The 19,606-nt window shown below is 69.9% G+C and carries 16 protein-coding genes; 2 read left to right on the plus strand and 14 right to left on the minus strand.

The features are described 5' to 3' along the window. Window positions 1–72 precede the first annotated feature (72 nt). Both GGR66_RS04600 and GGR66_RS04605 read left to right on the plus strand, forming a co-directional pair. Window positions 73–786, plus strand: a complete 714-nt coding sequence (locus GGR66_RS04600; protein ID WP_184447369.1) for an HAD-IA family hydrolase — start codon at window positions 73–75, stop codon at window positions 784–786. Window positions 787–835: 49 nt separating this feature from the next. Continuing rightward, a complete protein-coding gene (locus GGR66_RS04605; protein ID WP_184447370.1) occupies window positions 836–2,206 on the plus strand; it encodes a leucyl aminopeptidase family protein in 1,371 nt (456 codons plus the stop codon). Between the two features lie 384 nt (window positions 2,207–2,590). Here the strand turns inward: GGR66_RS04605 and GGR66_RS04610 are convergent, their stop codons facing one another. The 14 genes from GGR66_RS04610 to GGR66_RS04675 all read right to left on the minus strand — a co-directional run bounded on the left by GGR66_RS04610 (window position 2,591) and on the right by GGR66_RS04675 (window position 19,368). Further along, window positions 2,591–3,952: a VOC family protein gene (locus GGR66_RS04610; RefSeq protein WP_184447371.1), complete on the minus strand. Its 1,362-nt coding sequence runs from the start codon at window positions 3,950–3,952 to the stop codon at window positions 2,591–2,593. A gap of 1,103 nt (window positions 3,953–5,055) precedes the next feature. After that, window positions 5,056–5,646, minus strand: coding sequence for a hypothetical protein (locus GGR66_RS04615; protein WP_221236324.1), 591 nt, complete (start codon window positions 5,644–5,646; stop codon window positions 5,056–5,058). Window positions 5,647–6,060: 414 nt separating this feature from the next. After that, on the minus strand, window positions 6,061–6,819 hold the full coding sequence (locus GGR66_RS04620) for an HAD family hydrolase (protein ID WP_184447372.1): 759 nt from the start codon (window positions 6,817–6,819) through the stop codon (window positions 6,061–6,063). A gap of 199 nt (window positions 6,820–7,018) precedes the next feature. After that, entirely contained in the window at window positions 7,019–7,396 is a 378-nt protein-coding gene (locus GGR66_RS04625) for an EF-hand domain-containing protein (protein WP_160970970.1), read from the minus strand. Window positions 7,397–7,622: 226 nt separating this feature from the next. Then, a complete protein-coding gene (locus GGR66_RS04630; RefSeq protein ID WP_160970968.1) occupies window positions 7,623–8,012 on the minus strand; it encodes a hypothetical protein in 390 nt (129 codons plus the stop codon). A 79-nt stretch (window positions 8,013–8,091) separates the two neighbouring features. Further along, window positions 8,092–8,289 carry a CPXCG motif-containing cysteine-rich protein gene (locus tag GGR66_RS04635; protein WP_010340161.1) on the minus strand — a complete coding sequence of 66 codons (198 nt, stop codon included), beginning with the start codon at window positions 8,287–8,289 and terminating at the stop codon, window positions 8,092–8,094. Between the two features lie 30 nt (window positions 8,290–8,319). Beyond that, entirely contained in the window at window positions 8,320–9,081 is a 762-nt protein-coding gene (locus GGR66_RS04640) for a M15 family metallopeptidase (RefSeq protein ID WP_255421570.1), read from the minus strand. Window positions 9,082–9,210: 129 nt separating this feature from the next. Next, the gene (locus tag GGR66_RS04645; protein ID WP_184447373.1) at window positions 9,211–10,575 is read right to left on the minus strand and encodes a peptidoglycan-binding domain-containing protein; all 1,365 of its coding nucleotides are present in this window, start codon (window positions 10,573–10,575) and stop codon (window positions 9,211–9,213) included. 67 nt (window positions 10,576–10,642) lie between these two features. Next, window positions 10,643–11,194: a lysozyme inhibitor LprI family protein gene (locus GGR66_RS21120; RefSeq protein WP_255421571.1), complete on the minus strand. Its 552-nt coding sequence runs from the start codon at window positions 11,192–11,194 to the stop codon at window positions 10,643–10,645. A gap of 216 nt (window positions 11,195–11,410) precedes the next feature. Continuing rightward, window positions 11,411–13,321 carry an XVIPCD domain-containing protein gene (locus GGR66_RS04655; RefSeq protein WP_184447374.1) on the minus strand — a complete coding sequence of 637 codons (1,911 nt, stop codon included), beginning with the start codon at window positions 13,319–13,321 and terminating at the stop codon, window positions 11,411–11,413. Window positions 13,322–13,476: 155 nt separating this feature from the next. After that, complete coding sequence (locus GGR66_RS04660) at window positions 13,477–14,259, minus strand: hypothetical protein (RefSeq protein ID WP_184447375.1); 783 nt, start codon at window positions 14,257–14,259, stop codon at window positions 13,477–13,479. A gap of 387 nt (window positions 14,260–14,646) precedes the next feature. Continuing rightward, complete coding sequence (locus GGR66_RS04665; protein ID WP_184447376.1) at window positions 14,647–15,576, minus strand: hypothetical protein; 930 nt, start codon at window positions 15,574–15,576, stop codon at window positions 14,647–14,649. Between the two features lie 113 nt (window positions 15,577–15,689). Continuing rightward, window positions 15,690–16,490 (minus strand): N-acetylmuramoyl-L-alanine amidase, encoded by an 801-nt coding sequence (locus tag GGR66_RS04670; protein ID WP_184447377.1) that lies wholly within the window; start codon window positions 16,488–16,490, stop codon window positions 15,690–15,692. Window positions 16,491–16,575: 85 nt separating this feature from the next. Beyond that, window positions 16,576–19,368, minus strand: a complete 2,793-nt coding sequence (locus tag GGR66_RS04675; protein WP_184447478.1) for a TonB-dependent receptor — start codon at window positions 19,366–19,368, stop codon at window positions 16,576–16,578. Window positions 19,369–19,606: the final 238 nt, after the last annotated feature.

The following is a 19,606-nucleotide window of genomic DNA, read 5'->3' on the forward strand; positions in this document are numbered from 1 at the left end:
GCGCGCGTGCTGTCTACCGGGCGTGGGGCGCAGGGGTATCAGCGCTTGGCGTAAAATGCGCCGGTGACTTCCATGCCCTCCTTCCCCGTCCGCGCGATCACGCTGGATCTGGACGACACGCTATGGCCGTTCGCGCCGATCGGCGCGCGCATCGAACAGGTGCTGCACGATTGGCTGCTGCAGCATAGTCCGGCCACCGCCGCGCGCTTCCCGGTCGCGGCGATGCGGCAGTTGCGCGAAGAGGTGTTCGCCGCGCATCCGCACCTGCATCACGACCTCAGCGAACTGCGCCGGCTGACCCTGCGCCGCGCGCTGCACGAGAGCGGCGCCGACCCCGCATTGCTGGAACCGGCGTATGCGGTGTTCCATGCCGCGCGCAACCAGGTGGAGTGCTATCCGGACAGCATCGCCGCGCTGGAGCGCATCGCCGCGCGCGTGCCGGTGGTGGCGCTGAGCAACGGCAATGCCGACCTGGCCACGATCGGCCTGGACCGGCATTTCGCCTTCCAGCTCAGTGCCCGCGAGCACGGCGCGGCCAAGCCCGACCCAGGCATCTTCCACGCCGCCTGCGCACGCCTGGGCCTGCCCTGCGCGCAGGTGCTGCACGTGGGCGACCACATCGAGATCGACGTGGTCGGTGCGATGCAGGCCGGCCTGCGCGGTTGCTGGATCAACCGCGACGCGCAGGCCTGGCATCCGCAGATCCCGCCCGACCTGCACTTCGACACCCTCACCGGCCTGGCCAACTGGCTGGACGCGACCCAGCCGGCCTTCGCGCGCGCCTGACCCGCGCGTACTGGCCCGCCGGCCACCTCTCTCTTCCAAGGATCCGCTGATGTCCCTGCCGACCGGCTTCACCGACGCCTCTTCCCACGCGCTGCCGCTGTACGTGCTCGACCGCGAACACCTGGCCGAATGGCGCGCGGCACAATCGCCGGCCTGGGTGGCGTGGATGGACACCCAGCAATTCATGGCCGCGCCGGGCAGCGTGTTGCTGCTGCCGGGCGCCGACGGCGTGGCCGCTGCGGTGCTGGGCGTCGGCGATCGCGGCGATGCCTATGCCTATGCGCATGCGCCGTACGCGCTGCCGGCCGGCAGCACCTGGCGGTTGGAGACTGCGCTGGACACCGATGCGCTGGCGGCGCTGCACCTGGGCTGGGGCCTGGGCAGCTACCGCTTCGCCCGCTACAAACAACCGGCGCGGCTGCCGGCGCAGTTGCTGGCCACGCCGCAGGCGGAAGTGCGCGATCTGATCGCCGCCAGCCTGCGCGTGCGCGACTGGGTCAACACGCCGACCGAGCACATGGGGCCGGAGCAACTGGAAGACGCCGCGCGCGCGATCGCGCAGGAACACGGCGCGCAGTTCGAGAGCATCGTCGGCGACGCGCTGCTGGAGCAGAACTTCCCGGCGATCCACGCGGTCGGCCGCGCCTCGCACCGCGCGCCGCGGCTGCTGGTGCTGCGCTGGGGCGAAGAAGCGCATCCGCACGTGGCGCTGGTCGGCAAGGGCGTGTGCTTCGACACCGGCGGCCTGGACCTGAAGCCGGCCGACGGCATGCGCAACATGAAGAAGGACATGGGCGGCGCCGCGCACGCGCTGGCGCTGGCCGGGCTGGTGATGGCGCAGCGCCTGCCGCTGCGGCTGACCGTGCTGCTGCCGTCGGTGGAGAACGCGGTCGGCCCGAACGCGTTCCGCCCCGGCGAGGTCATCGCCACCCGCCAGGGCACCAGCGTGGAGATCGACAACACCGACGCCGAAGGCCGCCTGGTGCTGTGCGATGCGCTGGCCTATGCCAGCGAGCAGCGCCCCGACGCGATCCTGGATTTCGCAACGTTAACCGGCGCCGCGCGCATCGCCCTGGGCCCGGACCTGCCGGCGCTGTTCAGCAACGACGACACGCTGGCGCAGGCCTGGATCGCCGCCGGCGAGCGCACCCGCGACCCGGTCTGGCGCATGCCGCTGTGGCGTCCTTACCTGCGCTACCTCACCAGTTCGGTCGCCGACCTGGCCAATGCCGGCTCGCGCATGGCCGGCGCGGTCACCGCCGCCCTGTACCTGGAGCGCTTCGTACCGGCACGGCAGGCGTGGGCGCACCTGGACGTGTACGCCTGGAACGACAGCGACCGCCCCGGCCGCCCCGCCGGCGGCGAAGCGCTGGCGCTGCGCTCGGCCTACGCCATGCTCAAGGCGCGTTACGCGGGGTAAGCCGCGTTCGATGGGGCTGCGCGGACAAGGGTCGCGCGCAAGCAGACGCTGCGCCGGTGGCTAGGCGGTATCGCGCGGTGCACCGCTTGGCATGCATCGCGTGCAGGAGCCGCTTCGGCCGCGATGCGCGGTGGTGTGAGCATGTTTGTCTTCGGATGCCGTCGGGACTGAAGTCCCTCCCACATTGCACCCGCCGCGCCGACCGTCCTCTCGTGGGACGGCTTCAGCCGCGACGCGCAGTGGCGTGAGCACTACCGTCTTCGGACACCGTCGGGACTGAAGTCCCTCTCACGGTGCACCGCCACATCGATCGTGTGCGTGTAGGGACACGACGATGGGAAACCGCTGTTGCGATTCCCCAATCCCCATTTCCCAATCCCCGCTTCAACCCGCCAGCGCCTGCAGCGAATCGCGTTCGATGCCGGCGTAGATGGCGAACTCGTCGTGCACCGTCGCGCCCAGCGCCTGTTCGAACGCGGCGCGATTGGCGTGGGCGGCGTAGGCGCGCTGCTCGCCGCCGCCGAGGTTGGACTGGAAGATGCCCGCGGCGCTGACCGGCAGGAAATCTTCGTAGACGATCGGATCGGCGCTGGCCAAGCCGTCGGCGATCAGTGCTTCGGCCGGCTTGCCGGCCAGGGCGGCGGCGCCGGCCGCGCGACCGGCGTCGGTGAGTGCGTAACGGAAATAGCCCAGCCCCTCGCGGCGCAGGGTGGCGTAGTCGTCGGGGAAATCGGCGAAGGCGGCCTGCAGGCGCGTGGCGTAGTCGGCACCGGCGCTGCCCTCGGCCGCGCGGGCGCGCTCCAGCAGTGCGTCGTACAGCGCGCGACCCTTCGGCGTCAGGGCCAGGCCGCGCTGTTCGATCTCGCCGAACCGCGCGGTGTGGGTGCCGGCCTCGGCGCCGTCCGCGCCGGCGGGGAAGCGCACGGTTTCCTCCAGCGCCTTGAAGCTCGTCTGGCGCAGCAGGATCGGGCAGGCGCGGCGCGGCGGACCTTCGATCACCGCCTTGGCGTCGATGCCCCGGCGCAGCATCTCCGCCTGCGCCGCGTCGATGTCCAGGGTGCGCGGGGTCAGGTGGTTGATGTGCGGGCCGTGGAAGCTGACCACGTCGGCGATCAGCTTGTGCGCCTCGCTCAGCGCGCGGTAGGTCGGCAGGCTCACGGTCGCGTCGCTGTGCCAGCGGAAGGTCTCCAGCGCCTCGGCGACGAAGCGCTGCGCGTCGGCCTCGGCCAGGCCACCGTCGCGTTCGCACTGCGCGATCAGCGCGAGCGCGCCGTCGGTGAAGATGCGCCGCTCGGCGAGGATCTGCGCCGCCTGTTCGCGCAGCGCCGGATCCTCGATCAGCTCCAGTCGCAGCAGCGAGGTGAACACGCGGAACGGATTGCGCGCCAGCGCCGCCGCGTCCAGCGGGCGGAACGCGGTGGAGTGCACCGGCACGCCGGCCACCGACAGGTCGTAGTAGCCCACCGGCGCCATGCCCATCACCGCGAACAGGCGGCGCAGGGTGGCCAGTTCCTCGGCGGTGCCGACGCGGATCGCGCCATGCCGCTCCTGGTCCAGGCGCGCGCGTTCGTCGTTGCGCTGCAGCTGCGCCTCCAGCGCCGGGTCCGCGGCCAGGGTCTGCGCATTGACCTGCGCCACCAGTTCCATCAGCGTGCCGTACAGCGGCACCTCGGTGCGGTACATGTCGGACATGGCCTGCGCGAACAGGCTGCGGATAGCGTCGGGCGAAACGAAGGCGTTGGTCATCGGGCGGTCCGGAGCGGCAATGGCGCCGGCGGCAGGACCGGCAGAACGTCTATTCTCGCGCCGCGGCGGCGGCGCGGCCAGTATGGATGAATGGGCGGCGGCGCGTACCGGTGCGGCACGGGAATGGCCGGCACCGCTGTCTCCTTCTCCCGCCGGGAGAAGGTGCCCCGCAGGGGCGGATGAGGGTACGGGCGCAGCCTCGTGCTCCCACACTGCGTGAGGTGCTGCGCGCCCGACCCTCACCCCAACCCCTCTCCCGAGGTGAGAGGGGCTTGAGCATCAGCAATTCTTTATGCGCGCGGACGACACCGCTGTCTCCTTCTCCCGCCGGGAGATGGTGCCCCACAGGGGCGGATGAGGGTACTGGCGTAGCCTCGTGCACCCACACTGCGTGAGGTGCTGCGCGCCCGACCCTCACCCCAACCACTCTCCCGGGGGGAGAGGGACTTGAGCATCAGCGATTCTTTATGCGCGCGGACGACACCGCTCTTTCCTTCTCCCGCCGGGAGAAGGTGCCCCGCAGGGGCGGATGAGGGGACGGGCGCAGCCTCGTGCTCCCAAACTGCGCGAGGCGCCGCGCGCCCGACCCTCACCCAAACCCCTCTCCCGGAGGGAGAGGGGCTTGAGCATCAGCATTCTTTATGCGCGCGGACGGCACCGCTGTCTCCTTCTCCCGCCGGGAGAAGGTGCCCCGCAGGGGCGGATGAGGGGACGGGCGCAGCCTCGTGCTCCCACACTGCGTGAGGTGCTGCGCGCCCGACCCTCACCCCAACCCCTCTCCCGGAGGGAGAGGGACTTGAGCATCAGCGATTCTTTATGCGCGCGGACGACACCGCTATCTCCTCTCCCGCCGGGAGAAGGTGCCCCACAGGGGCGGATGAGGGGACGGGCGCAGCCTCGTGCACCCACACTGCGTGAGGTGCTTCGCGCCGGACCCTCACCCCAACCCCACTCCCAGAGGGAGAGGGGCTAGGTCTCCGGTTGGCGTTGGAGCGCGCCGCTGGTGAAGCCTGCATCCTCACTCGCCGCGCGTGGCAGTGCAGGGATGCGCACGACGTGGACGTGAATCCAGGCGGCGGCGGTGCCGTCGCACTGCCGTGGGCCTACTGCGAACGCGTAGACCCGTCCTGGGGCTGCGCCGCGGCCCGGTCGCGTGCGGCGCGGTCGCCCAGTTGCCGGCGCAACAGCGCATCCAGCACGATCGGGCGGTCCCAGTGGTCGTAGCTGGCGACAATGGCGTGACGCAGCGTGCGGTAGGCCAGTGAGCCGGGCGGCGCGTCCAGTCCCGTCGCCACCGCCGCCCAGCCGGCCGGCGCGCCGGCGGCCGTGCGTGCGCGCACCACCTCGCGGTAGGGCCGCCCCGCGGCCTTGGCCAGGAACGCGGCGACATAGACATCGCGCGGCGGCCAGCGGCGCTCGCGCAGCAGGACCTCGGCATAACCATGCGGCATCTGCGCGTAGCGCGCCACCTCGTCGAGGAAGCTGTCGGGGTAGCGCGCGGCGTAGCGGTCGATGTCCAGCAATTGGCGATCGATCCAGGCATCGTCGGTGCCGGGCACCTCCACCGGTGCGGCGTCCGCGGTTTCGGCGGCAACTGCGCGCGCGGGTGGCGCCGCGCCCTGCGCCACGGCCGGGCCGGCAGCGCACAGCACGACACACAGGAACAGAGCGGCAGGAGACGAAGGCAGGCGCATGCGCCGATTCTGCCGGAGGCGACGGGCGCTGTCAGCGCGCGTTACCGAGGAGACCAACCGACAGGTGCGCATCGCGGCCTCGGTGGCAGGGCAACCGGCCTTGTGGGCATGATGGTGTCCACCGCCGCGACGCGCACGCGGCGCATCGACGCAAGCGCGCCCCGCCTGCTCACCGACAGGCCATTGTCGGAGGCAGCGCGTGGACATGGGCGTTATCGACTGAGGCTGGCTACCACAGGAATCGACAAAGCGTTCAAAGCAAGCAAGAGAAAACCACGGGGCGCAATCGCCGGCGCTTGTAGGAGCGGCTTCAGCCGCGACCGGGCTGTATCGGCAAGGCCTCGTCGCGGCTGAAGCCGCTCCTACGAGACACGATCAAGCGGGCACGCCAACGTCGCCAGGCAGGGGAGTCGCTCAGCCCCGCGGCAGGCTCGCCGCATGCCGGTTGAGATCCGCCACCGCCTGCGGCCAGTCCGCGGCCGCGGCCACTTCGCGCAGGCGCGGTTCGTCGGCGGACAGGCCGTGCTCGGCCTCGTGCGCCCAAGTGGTGGTGTACGGCGTGTGGATGCCCCAGCCGCCGAGCGCGATCACCGGCTCCACGTCCGACCGCAGCGAGTTGCCGATCATCACGAAGCGCTCGGCACCGATGCCGAATTCGGACAGCACCTTGGCGTAGGTCTTCGGATCCTTCTCCGACACCACCTCGATGCGCGGGAACAGGTCGCCCAGGCCGGATTGTTCGATCTTGGCTTCCTGGTGGAACAGGTCGCCCTTGGTAATCAGCACGATCTCGAACTCGGCGGCGATCGCCGCCACCGCCTCGCGCACCCCATCGATCACCTCCACCGGATGCTGCAGGGTGGCGCGGCCGATCTCGACGATGCGCTGCAGGTCGCGCGCAGCGATGCGGGCGTCGGTCAGTTCGATTGCCGCCTCGATCATCGACAGGGTCATGCCCTTCACCCCATAGCCGAACACCGCCAGGTTGCGGCGCTCCACCGCCAGCAGATGCTGCAGGGTGCGGGCGTCCTGCAGGTCCAGATACTGGCCGAGAATGGCTTCAAACGCGGCTTCGGCGTCGCGGTAGTAGTCCTCGCTCTTCCACAGCGTGTCGTCGCCGTCGAAACCGACCAGGGCGATGGGAGAAGCGCGCAAAGCAGTGGGCGTCGGCATCATCGGCCAAGCATAGCAGCGCGTCCCGACCGCAGCCGACACGCTGCTCCACCGCACAACGCACGACGGCGGCCATGGGCCGCCGTCGTGGTGGAGCGTCTGGCTGCAACGACGCCCGGGTGATGCACCAGAGGTTCGGTCCCAGCGAGGCGGTTGCGTGCTCATCGCCACGCAACCGCCAATGCCGGTACCGCTCCCGTTACTGGCCGCCGTTGCTGTCGCTGCCGGTCGCCGCGCCGCCCTGCTGCTTGGCGACGTAGGCCTTGTACTCGTCCGGCGTCAGCTTGCCGTCATGGTCGGCGTCGGCCTGCGCGAAGATCTGGCTGAGGCCGGCGTTGACCTGCGCCTCCTGCTTGCTGATGGCGCCGTCCTTGTCGGCGTCGACGTCGGCCCAGGTTTGGCCGCCGCCCGAGGCCGCGCCGGCCTGCCCACTCTGGCCGGTGGCGCTGGTCGACGACTGCGTCTGCGCCTGCGCAGCGGCATCAGCCTGCGCGTCCTGGGCGAACGCCGGCAGGGCCAGTGCGGCGGCGAGAATGGCGGCGGTACCGATCAGCGGGGTGCGGGTGCGAATGTTCATGGGTGGATTCTCCTTGGCTCTCTCGGTGTGACATGTCCGGTCGATTCCGGAACACGGCGCTACCGTGCCGGTCTCAGACTGAATCCATTCCCTGTCGAAAATTGCCGCAAAACGGATCGTTAACCACGGCGCCGACGCAGCGCGCTACCGCACTGGTTAGGGATTGGTGAGCACGCAGTAAGGCGTCCATTCGAGACGTTTGGATTGCAGAAAGAAAACGTCTTTTTCAGCGTGTTTCGTGACCGCCGTCGCCGGCGTTTTCGCTTGAACGCGCCCTGAATACGATCCACGCCAGGGCCACGCCGGACAGCGCGCCGGCCACTTCCAGCACCACGCGCGAGCCCAGTTCGTCCGGATCGTGGATGGTGGACAGGGCGATGCGCGCGTACAGCGGCGACTCCAGGCGCACGATGCTGGTGTAGAACAGGTTCCAGCAGTCGATGCCGGCCGACACCGCCACCGCGATCAGGCACGCGCCGCCCAGTTGCTGGCCCTCGGACCAGCCCAGCCGCCGGCCCAGCCACTGCCACAGCGCATACACCAGGAAGCCGACCGCCAATGCGATCAGCCCGGCTTCCAGCGAGCCCAGCAGGCCGAAATGCAGCGGCAGGTTCATCGGGATTCCTTGGTCGGCAGGGACGCAAGTCTAGAGCGTGTCGCGCCTCGGCGTGCGATGCGCCAAGCCGGCGCGCAGATCAACTGGCGTTTTCGGCGATCGCGCTCACCACTGGCGCACCGTCCTCGTCCCAGCGCACCGTCATCAGCATCGGCTTGCAGCACACCTGGCAGTCCTCGACGTACTGCTGCACGTCCACCGACGGATCCAGCGCGACATCGATCCATTCGCCGCAGTAAGGGCATTGCAGGTCGACGAACTGGTGCGTGCCGGTCATGGGGGGGGCCGTGGCGAGGGTGGCGTGCCGCTAGCGCACCGGCACGTCGAAGGCGACGCCGGGGCTGGGCTCGGGCTGGAAGGTGTAGTGCCACCATTCCATCGGATAGTTGACGAAGCCGCGTGCGGCCATCGCCTTCAACAGTTGCTGACGGTGCGCGCGCTGGGTGGCGTCGATGGCCGGCGTGTCGGTGTGTGCGCTGGGGTCGAAGAAATCGAAGCCGGCGCCCATGTCCAGCGCGCGGCAAGCGCCCTGGCGGCAGTCCAGCAAGCCCAGGTCGACGGTGGCGCCGCGGCTGTGGCCGGAGTGCTCGGCGATGTAGTCGCCCAGCAACACGCTTTTTTCCAGCTTGGGGTAGTAGCGCGCCTTGGCGACCTGATCCTGCGGATCGCGCGCCCAGGCGACGAAGGCGCGCACCGATCGCTGCGGCCGATAGCAGTCGAACACCTGCAGGCGGTAGCCCTTGGCCTGCAGGTCGTGTTGCACCTGCGCCAAGGCCTTCGCAACCGGTGCCAGCAGATAGCACTTGGGCGCGTCGTAACCCGGCACGGGACGCCCGGTGAAGTTGTCGTGGCCGGCGTAGCGGATGTCCATCGCGATGTCCGGCGCCAGCGTGTGCACATCGACCAGTCCCGCCTGCGCCGGCGTGGTCGCCGGCGAGGTGGTCGGTTCCGCGGCGAGCGCGACGGGCGCGACGACGAGGGCGAGCGCCAGGCCTACCGCGCGCAGTGCGCCATGCCGGCGCCAGGGGCGCGAGGCACAGCGGTGGCGGGAGCGGCGGTCATGCGGCATGTGCGCAGCATAGGCCATGGCCGTCGCCGCTGTCCTGCCACAACACGCAGCCGTCGATGCACGATCTGCGAACCACGCGATGCGCGGCGGCCACCGGCGCATGCCGATGACCGCCCTGCACAGCGCGCGTCAGCGTCCGGGAGCCTGCGCCTGGGTCTGGGTGCGCTGCTGGTCCTGCACCTGCCGCTCCTGGGCCTGGCGCTGGGTCTCGGCCGCCAGTTGCTGCTGGCTCTGCTCCAGCGGCACGGTCGCCGCCTGCTGGCGATCGACATAGGCGCGATGCACGTCGTGCGCGTTCTCCGGGTTGCGCTGCACCGCGATCATGCCACGGCCATCGGTGCTGGCGACCAGGTCGTCGATGCGCGACATGCCGCTGACCTTGGCCTCGAACGCCAACTGCCCGGCCGCACGCTGCATGGACTCGCGGTCGCCGTAGCCACCGTTGGGGCCCTGCTTTTCCAGCTGCGCGACCGCCTGGTCGAACAGCGGGCTGTCGCGCCGCAGCTGCTCCACGCCCTGCTGCCGCTGCACGCTGCGGTCGATCGCGGCCAGCGTCTCCGGGCCGGCCTTGCCGTCCACGCCCTTCAGGTGCTGGTCCTGCTGGAACTTCTCCACCGCCGCTTCGGTCTTGGGGCCGTAGGTGCCGATCGCATCCTTGGCCTCCAGGTAGCCGAGCGTGGCCAGCTTTTCCTGCAGGCCCTTCACCGCCTCGCCCTGCGCATTGCGCGCGAGCACGCCGCCATGCGCGGCCGGCTCGCGCTGGCCGTCGTGCGGCTTCGGCGCCGCGTGCCCGTCGCGCTGCTCGCCAGGCTTGGCCACGGTCTTGCCGAGGTCGGCCAGCTTGAGCAGGTCGGCCTTCTCGTTCTCGGCGCGGTTCTCCAGCGAATCCAGGGTCTTCTGCTTGTGCACGCGCGGGAACAGCTCCTTGACGTGCTCGGCCTTGTAGTCCTGCACCGCGCTGACGATCTCCTTGTCGGAAATCTTCGACAGGTCGGCCTGCTTGCCGAACTTTTCTTCCATCGCACGCAGGAACACGCCGGAGCCGCCCGGCTTCTTGTCGCTGCCGGGGCCGTACTGGACCGCGGTGCTCCACATCGCGTCCTGCACCGCCGGGCCGCGGTCGGACAGGTCCATGCCCTTGTCCTTGAGCCGGTCGACCAATTTGTCGAAGTGGGTGCGCTTGATGTAGTCGTGCTGTTCCTGGCCGAAGCCGGGGTCGGTCTTGGCCAGGTCCTTCCACTTGGCGCTGAACGCGTCCGAACCCGGCTTGAGGCCGGCGAAGTCGTCGCTGTACTTGCTGTCCTTGACGAAGGCGGCGACGGTGCCGCCGTTGATGACCTTGCCCTCACGGGTCGTCGTCTGCGAGGTCATCTGGTACGAGCCGTAGGACACGCCGCCGGGGTCGTCGACGCCGGAGGACACGGTCGACGCGCCGCGGCCGCCGGTCTCGTAATGCTTGGAAGTCTGGCCCAGTTCCCAATCCTTGTCGCTCATCGCTATCTCCTTGGCTGGACGCGCGGCGTGGAAAACGCCGCGCGTCGGGGTTCAATACAGGGGTGAATCAGTGCGCTTCGAGTTCGTCGGCGCGGCGCGCGGTCATTTCCAAGCGGCACTCGGCCGCATCCACACGCTCGGCCTGGCCACCGTCCGGATCGGCGACGCACTTCTCGTCGCGCTCGGCGATCCACTTGCGCTGCCGCTCGCGCAGCGCGTGCTGCTCGGTCTCGCCGAGCTTGGCCATCGCCGCCTTGTAGGCGGTGTTGAGGCGCTGGTCCTGGTAGGCATGTTCGTCGGAAATGCACTGCAGCATCGCCGGGGTGGCGCCGCCGGCGGCGGTGATGCAGGTGTCGTAGGACGGTCGCAACACGGGGGAATCTCCTGAAGCGGTGGAAGGGTTGGGCGCCGCAGCGGATGCGGCCGGCGTGGCCGTGCCCACATCGGCCTGGGTGCCGGCATCGTGGGGGGCAGCAGGGGATGCCGCGGTAGCGGCGTCCGCAGCCGGAGCGGCCGGTGCCTGCGCCTGGCTGGGCGTGGAGGACGGCGCACTGCAGGCGGCAGTGGCCACGCACAGCAGCAGCAGGGAAGAGCGTTGGAAAGCCTTGGCGATGGCCATGGTCGGATTGCGTCCTTGTCGTTAGCGCGAGCGGAAAGGCGAGGTTCTAAGCGATCATTGCGCACGCTGTCCATCGCACGCCGCGATGGTGGGTGATCGCGTTGGGCTGGCGTTGGGCAATGTCGCGTCGGCGCATGTACGGCAGTGGCCGCCGCCATCGCCATGCACGACCACCGCCGCAACGTGCGCGACGGCGGCCGTTGCCGCACACACCGGTCAGCGCGGCGCCTGGGTTTTCTCGTGCTGTGGATCCGGCTGCTGCGGCTGTTCCTGCGCTTGCCGCTGGGTTTCGGCGGCCAGCTGCTGCTGGCTGCGCTCCAGCGGCACCGATGCGGCCTGCTGCTTGTCCACGTAGGCGCGATTGACGTCGTGCGGATTGTCGGGATTGCGCTGCACGGCGATCAGGCCGCGGCGGTCGCCGCTGAGCACCAGGTCGTCGATGCGCTGCATGCCGCTCACCTTGGCCTCGAACGCGACCTGGCCGGCGACGCGCTGCATCTCTTCGGCGCTCTTGAAGCCGCCGTTGGGCCCCTGCTTCTGCAGGTGCTCCATGGCCTGCTTGTACAGCGGGTTGTCGGCCAGTGCCGCCGCATCGGCCTTGGCCGGCGCGGGCTGCCTGGCGATCGCCTCCAGGGTCGCCTTGTCGGCGATGCCGGTGGGCGCCAGGCCCTTCTCGCGCTGCAGGTTGGCGACCACTTGCTGGGTGCGCTCGCCGTAATAGCCGGTGCCGCTGAGCAGCTTGCCCTGGTCGTCCTTGACGCCCAGTTCGATCAGGCGTTGCTGCATCGCCTTGACGTCGGCGCCCTGCTCGCCCGGCTTCAGCGCCGTGCGCGGTTCCTGCGTGCCCTGCGTCTGTGCCTGGGTCTGCTGGCGGTCCTGCAGCAGGTCGCGGCCCTTGGCCAGCGGATCGGAGGCGAACAGCTTGGCGTTGTGGTGCGTAGCCAGGTAGTCGTCCAGCGGCATGGTGTTGACGCCCTTGCTGCCGGTGGACTGGCTGACCAGCAGCTCGCCGCTCTTGGGATCGCGCACGACCATCATGATGTGGTCGATGCCCTTCCAGTGCTCGTGCGCGGTCTTGCCCGAATCCACGCCGATGACCATGCCTTCCTTCAGCGCGCCGGGCTTGAACACGTCCTTGCCCTGCAGCAGCACGCCGGAGCTGTCGAAGGCCTTCTTGACGATCTCGCCGGAGCCGGACATGCCCTGCACCAGCATGTCCTTCTGGGTGAACACGTCGCGGCCGGCCTTGCGGTTGATCTCGTTCATCGTCGCGTTCTGCAGCTCGGTCACCCAGCCGGAACAGTCGATGTAGCCCTGCGACAGATGCTTGCCGTCCACGCCGGGGTGGTAGTACCTGCTGCTCTTGACGTTGATCGCGTACTGCACGTCGTCGTGCTTGACGCCCAGATCGTAGGCGGCGGTCAGCGCGATGCCGTCGTGGCCGCCCTGCTTGCCGCCGTCCGCTGCCGGCGTGCGCGCGGGCGCCGGCGCAGCCTGGCCCTCGGCGATCGGCTTGATGCCCTTTTCCGGAATCGCGATGTGGTCGTACTTGGCGTCCCAGTACTTCACGAAAGCCTTGGCCATATCCTGGTCGGACAGCTTCTTGAAGTCGGCCAGCGAGGTGCCGGTGTAGGCCTGGAACTGGCGCGCGCCCTGCGCGTCCTTCTCGCCGGGCACGTTGTTGAGGATGTTGGCGCGGGTGCCCTTGAGCTCGAAGTGGCCGGTGGCGATCGCGGCCTGGATCGAGCGGTAGCCACCGGCGCCCTGCTGGTGCGCCATGTACATGTCCAGGCCATCGGGCTGCGGCTTGCCGGACAGGTAGGCGCGGCCGTCGCGCTCGTGCTGGCGGGTCAGGCTGTTGCGGTTGTCCTGGTACATGCGCGCGGCGGCATCGGTGTTGGCCACCGCGTCGAGTTCGCGGCCACGGATGCCATAGGCGCTGGCGGCGCCGGGCGTGAACTGGAACAGGCCCTTGGCGCTGTTGGGACCGCGACTGGCCTGCTCGTCGAAGCGGCCGCCGGTTTCGATGTAGGCGAAGCGCATGAAATCGTCGACCGGAATCTGCCGCTGCCTGGCTTCCCGCTCGATGATGTCGAGATTCTCTGCCTTGGTGGTATCGCGTGCCATCTCGTGTAACTCCTTGAGGTTGAGGTACGGCCATCGCGGCCGCCTGGGTCAACCGAGCTCGTCCATGAGCTTGTTAGTGCGCGGTCAACAGAACGATTGCGTACTGCGGAACATCGGGTGCTGCGTCCATCGGCGCGCCGCCGCGCGCCGTCGGGTCATGCGTCGGGCGCCGGCTGGTATTGGCCGCTATCGGGGTCATAGGCGTACCGCAGCACGTCGCTGCCATCGAGCAGGCGCGCGCGGCCGGGACCGGCGATCGCGGTGCCGTGCAGCGCCACCCGCAGCGCCGGCATGCGCTGGCCGGGCACCGCCTGGAATTCCAGGGTGCCGGTGCTGGACACGTGCGGCACCACGCCATCCGGGTCGCTGACCGCCTCGTTGTCCTCGCCGGCCGCCACCGTGCCGCAATAGACCCAGCTGCGGTAATCGCCGAGGTCGTGCCGGTTCGGATCGAACACGAACAACGCGAAGCCGGCCTCGGTGATGCCGTTGCCGAAGCGGGTGGTGGGCACGGCCAGCAGCAAGCGGCCATCGCCGAGCGCATGCTGCTGCGGGGTGCGCGTGGTATCGAACGCATCGGCACGCGCATAGGCGCCGAAGCTGCCGACGTAGCGCTGCGCATGCAGCACCATCCACGGCCGCTCGCCGCCCGGGGTGGTCAGCTGGAAGGTGGCGGCGCCGAGCGAAACGCCCTCGCCCGGGTTCGGGAAGGTTTCCGCATCGTCGATGCCGTACTGGCCCGGCGTGGCATAACTGAAACCGGTGTAGTACCGCTTGCCGTCCAGTTCGAAATGCCGGCCGCCCCAGAAATTCACCACGGCGCCGTTGTCGATCTCGTAGGACACGGCACCATCGCCGTCCCAGCCGTAGATCAGGTACAGCACGCTGCCCGCATCGGGTGGCATTTCGGGAGCGGCGCGCTTGTTGTCGTTCGACATGTCCAGAACATCCTGTATTCGGTGAAGAAGCCGGAAGAACCCACCTGCACGTCCCGACGCGCACCGCCGCCGCTTCCGCCCAGGCATGGGCGAGGCACGACGCGGACGCGACGCCTGATGCGGAGCGCGAACACTCCCCGCAGGCGCGGTTTCGGACGGAACAAGGTGACGTAACACGCCGGCCCCGAGCAGGGGCAATGATGGCGGTCGCGCATGGCGAACCGCACGCCGGCAATCCACGCCGGCATTTCGGGCGAGTGCAGCATCCCATGCCGCTCGCGAATGACTCGCCTGATCATCAGGCCCCGTGGGGCGCATCTTAAACCAGGTCCTACGCCCGAAACCACCGCTGCCGTGCGCGCAGCGTCACCTCCCCGCGCCGCCCGTTCAGCGGTCCAGCGGCGGGGTGTACTGTTGCTTGGCGGGGTCGTAGGTGTAGGTGACGGCATCGGCCGGGCCCAGCGTGCGGACCTTGCCAGGCCCCTCCACCACCGTGCCCTGCAGGGCCACCCGCAGCGACGGCACGCTGCCGCTGGCCGGCGGCACGAAGCTCAGCGTGCCGGTGCTGGTGGCGCACTTCATGGTGCCCTGGTCGTCGCAGGCGGCGCTGTTGTCCTCGCCGGCGGCGACCGTGCCCAGGTAGACCCAGCCCTTGTAGTCGCCCAGGTCGTTCTTGTTCGGGTCGAAGGTGAAGATCGCGAAGCCGGCACTGGTGATGCCGTCGGCGAAGCGGGTGGTCGGCAGCGCCAGCAGCAGGTGGCCGTCCTGGGTGGCGGTGCTCTGCGGCTTGCGCTGTTCGTCCAGGGTGTCGGCCTTGCCGTCGGACCCGAAATCGCCGGCCCAGCGCTGCGCGTGGAACAGGGTCCAGGTCGGCTTGCCGCCGGCGCTGTCGAGCACGTAGGTGGCCTGGCCGATGCTGACGGTGGCCGCCGGGTCGGGCAGGTCCTGGTCGCCGGCCTGGCTCCCGGGCTTGTCGTACTTGCCGCCGGTGGCATCGGCGAAACCGGTGTAGTACTGCTTGCCGCCGAGGTCGAAGCGGTAGCCGTACCAGAAGCTGGCCACCGCGCCGTTGTCGATGGCGTAGGAGGCCGAGCCGTCGCCCTTGGCGCCGTAGATGTCGGCCAGTACCCGACCCGGCGCCGGCACCTCGGCGGCGGCCGGCTGTGCCGCGGCGCTCGCCTCGGCAGGCGCTGCGGTTGCGGGCGCGCTCGCGGTGGCCGGGGTCTGCGCCGCGGCCGGCGCATCGGCGGCCTTGTCCTTGCACCCGCCCAACAGCAGGAAGGTTGCCGCCCACAGGGCCGTGGTTCCTCGCCTCATCGCACTGCGTCCTTTGGAGTCCGTTGGCGCGCGATGCTACCAAGAACCGCGGCGGCGCCAGGTGACAGGCGTGTCCGCCGCCGCGACCGACGCTGGCGCCACACCGCGCTGGCTCAGGACGCGTCCGGTTCCATCGCCGGGACCGGCTGCGGCCGCGCCAGCAGCGGCTGGGTCAGCGCGTACAGGATGCGCAGGTCTTCGTCGTCGAAGGCGGTGGCGTCGTTGCCGCGGTAGTGGTGATGGAAGGCGCGCAGGGTGGCGGCGCGGTCGTCGACCGGATAGCCGATCAGCGCCAGCGCCTGCCACGGATCGAAGCCGGGCGGCGCCGGCGGCGTGTCGGCGGCCGGCCAGCGGCCGAAGCCGGACTCGGCCAATTGCTTCCACGGGAACAGCGGGCCCGGGTCGACCTTGCGCGACGGCGCGAAGTCCTCGTGCCCGACCACCTGGGTGCGCGGGATGCGCAGGCGCGTGCACAGGTCCTCCAGCAACACCAGCAGGCTGTCGATCTGTTGCGGCGCGAACGGGGTCTTGCCGTCGTTGTCGAGTTCGATGCCGATGGACGCGGAATTGATGTCGGTGATGCTGCCCCAGCGCCCGGCGCCGCCATGCCAGGCGCGGTCCAGGTCGGCGACCAGTTGGTAGCGCGTGCCGTCGCGGCCGATCAGGTAGTGCGCGCTGACCTTGCCCTTGCTGTTGTGCGAGCGCAGCGTGTCCAGGCTCTGCTGCACCGAGTGCTGGTCGGTGTAGTGGATGACGATCAGGATCGGCCGGCGCGCGTCGTAGTTCGGCGACGGCACCCAGGTGGCCAGCGGGTTGCGCTGCGGCGCGTGCGCGCAGGCCCCGAGCAACGCGAGCGTGACCAGCAACAGCAGCCGGCGCACGGCGGACAGGGACGGCACGGGAACGCGGGTCATGGACACTTCCTGGTCGGGGACGCACAAGCGTACGCAATCGGCGCGGCGGCGGCGTGCAAGCGCGCATCGACGGCCACGCGCGCGCTCAGAAGCGGTAGTTGAAGTTGACGTACCACTGCCGCCCGATCGCGCTGTACACCCGCGGGAAGTACGGCCAGGTGGTGTAGGTGTCGTCGCGCGGGTGCAGCGCGTCGAACAGGTTGAGCACGCTCAGGCCGACGGTCGCCTTGTCGGTGATCTGCTTGGCGAGGTCGACGTTCCACACCAGATACGGCGCCACTCGGCCGCGCTCGGCGTAGTCGGGCCGCGAGCCGTAGCGGTAGCCGTACACGCTGGCCGACCAGTCGCCGCGGCTCCAGTTCGCACGCCAGTTGCTGCGCGTGCGGAACGCCAGGTAGTCGACGTCGTTCATCACGTCCACCGGGCGCGCGCCGGCGAACTGCGCCACCTCCATCCGCAGCACCCGGGTCAGGCCGGCCTGCAGGCCGAGCGTGCCCCAGGCGCCGAGGTCCAGGTCGTAGCGCAGGCTGGCGTCGATGCCGTCGGTGCGCATCAGCGACTGGTTGATGGGGAAGGTCTTGAAGGCGGTGATCTGGCCTTCGCTGGTCAGGTCGGTGCCGGGGCTGCGCGTGACCGCATCCAGGTAGAACCGGCAGGCTGCCGAGGCGGTGTCCACCGCGGCGCCGGCGCGGTCGCGGCCGAGCAGGCAGTTGGCGTTGTTCTCCAGCAGGGTTTCGCTGGAAATGGCCTCGACCCGGCCCTGGAGTTCGATGCGGTAGTAATCCAGGCTCAGCGACAGCGCCGGCAGCACGTCCCACACCGCGCCGAGCGTGGTCGACTTGCCGGTCTCCTCGCGCAGCGACGGATTGGACGCCTGGGTGGAGAAGGTCTGGTACTCGTGCGCGCTCGCGCAGGCCGCCGACAACGGATCCAGGCCGTCGCGGCGGCACAGGTATTCGTCGACCACGGTGGGGTTGTTGGCGCTGGTGCCGGCGTAGATCCACAGCAGGTCCGGCGCGCGGAAGCTGGTGGCGTGGCTGCCGCGCAGCAGCAGGGTGTCGAACGGACGCCACTCCAGGCCGGCCTGCCACGTAGCCGCGCCATCGACCGCGGTGATGTCGTCGTAGGCGTCGTAGCGCGCGGCCAGGGTGGCGCTGAGCCGGCTGGCGATCGGCACGCGCAGCTCCAGGCCGGCGGCGTAGCGCTTGCGCGGGCCGCCGCCGGGGGTCTGGGTGAGGTTGTAGATGCGCTCGCTGCCGGTGTAGTCGACAGTGGTGCGCGGATCGGGCTGCAGGTCGTAGGTCTGCCGTGCCGCCTCCAGCACGGCGGCGATCTGCACCATGCCCGCCGGCACCGCGAACAGGTCGCCGCTGACCACGAACTGGGCCTGGTCGGTGGCCGATTCGCCGCGGCTGACCACCTCGGTGGTGAGCTGCTGGTACAAGTCGGGGCTGCCGGGCGCGAACAGCCGGTCCGTGCGCACGCGGCGGATCTCGGTGCCGTCCGGGCGATAGCCCAGCAGCGGCCCGAGGTAATAGTCGCGCACCGCGTTGGTGAGGAAACGCGGGCGCCGGGTGGTGATGTCGTAGCGCGACAGCGACACGCTGGCATCCCAGTCGAAACGTCCGTCGAGGGCCTTGCCGCGCACGCCGGCGTTGAGGTTCCAGCTGCGCTCGTCGTAGTCGATGGTCTTGATGCCGCCGACCTCGTCCGGCAGGAAGATGCGCTGCGCGGTGACCAGCCCCAGGTCCGGATCGTAGGTGGTGAACGCGCCCTCGCCGATGTAGTAGTGGGTCTGGCTGGAGCTCTTGTCCTGCGAGCGATTGGCCAGCAGTTGCGCGTAGGCGACGACGTCCTGGCCGAGCTCGGCATCGCCGGCCAGGTAGGCAGAGGTCTTGCCGTAGCCGTTCTGCACCGAGCGCCCGGCGTAGTAGTCGAACGCGCCGCAGCGGTTGGCCGCGGGCAGACTGTCGCTGGTGCGGTACGGACGGAACGCCGGATTGGTCGCGGTGCAGGCCGCCGCCAGCGCCTGCGGCGAGGTCGACAGCGTGCCCGCCTGCGGCCACAGATAGGTGTTGCCGCGGCGCAGGTAGACACCGGAGATGGACACATTGGGCGAGCTGGGATCGGCCTTGTTGGCCGGATGGTCGTCGTAGGAATCCATGAAGCCGCGCTGGCGGGCAACGATGGGTTCGCGATCCAGCCGCTCGAAGGCGTAGGTGAAACTCCAGCCGTCGCCGCGGCGCCCGCCGGTCCACTGCAGTTGCCCGCTATCGCCGCCGCCACGGGTGGTGGTGCCGGCGCGCACGCGCAGGCTGTCGCCCTGGAAATCGCGCTTGGTGATGATGTTGACCACGCCGGCGACCGCGTCGGAGCCGTAGATGGCCGAGGCGCCGCCGCTCATCACCTCGATGCGCTCCACCGCCGCCGCCGGAATGCTGCCCAGGCTGACCGCGGTGCCGTTGGCGCCGTAGGGCTGCGGATAATCGGCCATGCGCTTGCCATTGAGCAGGATCAGCTGGTAGCCCGGCCCCAGCCCGCGCAGGTTGAGGTACTGGCCGTTGGGCGAGCTACCGGTCTGGTCACTTTCGTTGAAGGTGCTGCCGCTGAACTGGGTCAGCGTGCCCAGCGATTCCCACACCGTACCGAAGCCCTGCTTGCGGATGTCCTCGGCGGTGATGACGGTGACCGGCGCAGGGCCCTCCACCTGCGCGCGGGCGATGCGCGAGCCGGTGACCAGCACGGCATCGAGATCGCGCGGCGTCGCCGCCTGTTCCTGCGCTGCTGCCGCCGCCGACACGGCCGCGGCCAGCGTCGTCAGCGCGGCCAGCGCCACGCGTACGGGACGCAAGGGAAAAGGACGACGAACGATTCGCATGGGCACGCGGCTCTCCTGCATGGCGCGGATGAATGGCGCGAACGCCGCGGGCGCGGCCACAGCCAAGCGCCTGTCCCTGGCGTCCACGCACACGGCGATGACGCGTGCACGGCACGCGGCCATCGTGTTGCGGGTTCCTGCATGTTGCCGAGCGGACGCGGCGCTGCCGTGCGGTGCTTGCACGTTCCCCAGCGCCATCGCCACGCGCCCCCTGTGCATTCGGATGTAACACGCGCTC

It is taken from the genome of Xanthomonas sp. 3498, from assembly GCF_014199795.1.
Lineage (GTDB): Bacteria > Pseudomonadota > Gammaproteobacteria > Xanthomonadales > Xanthomonadaceae > Xanthomonas_A > Xanthomonas_A rydalmerensis.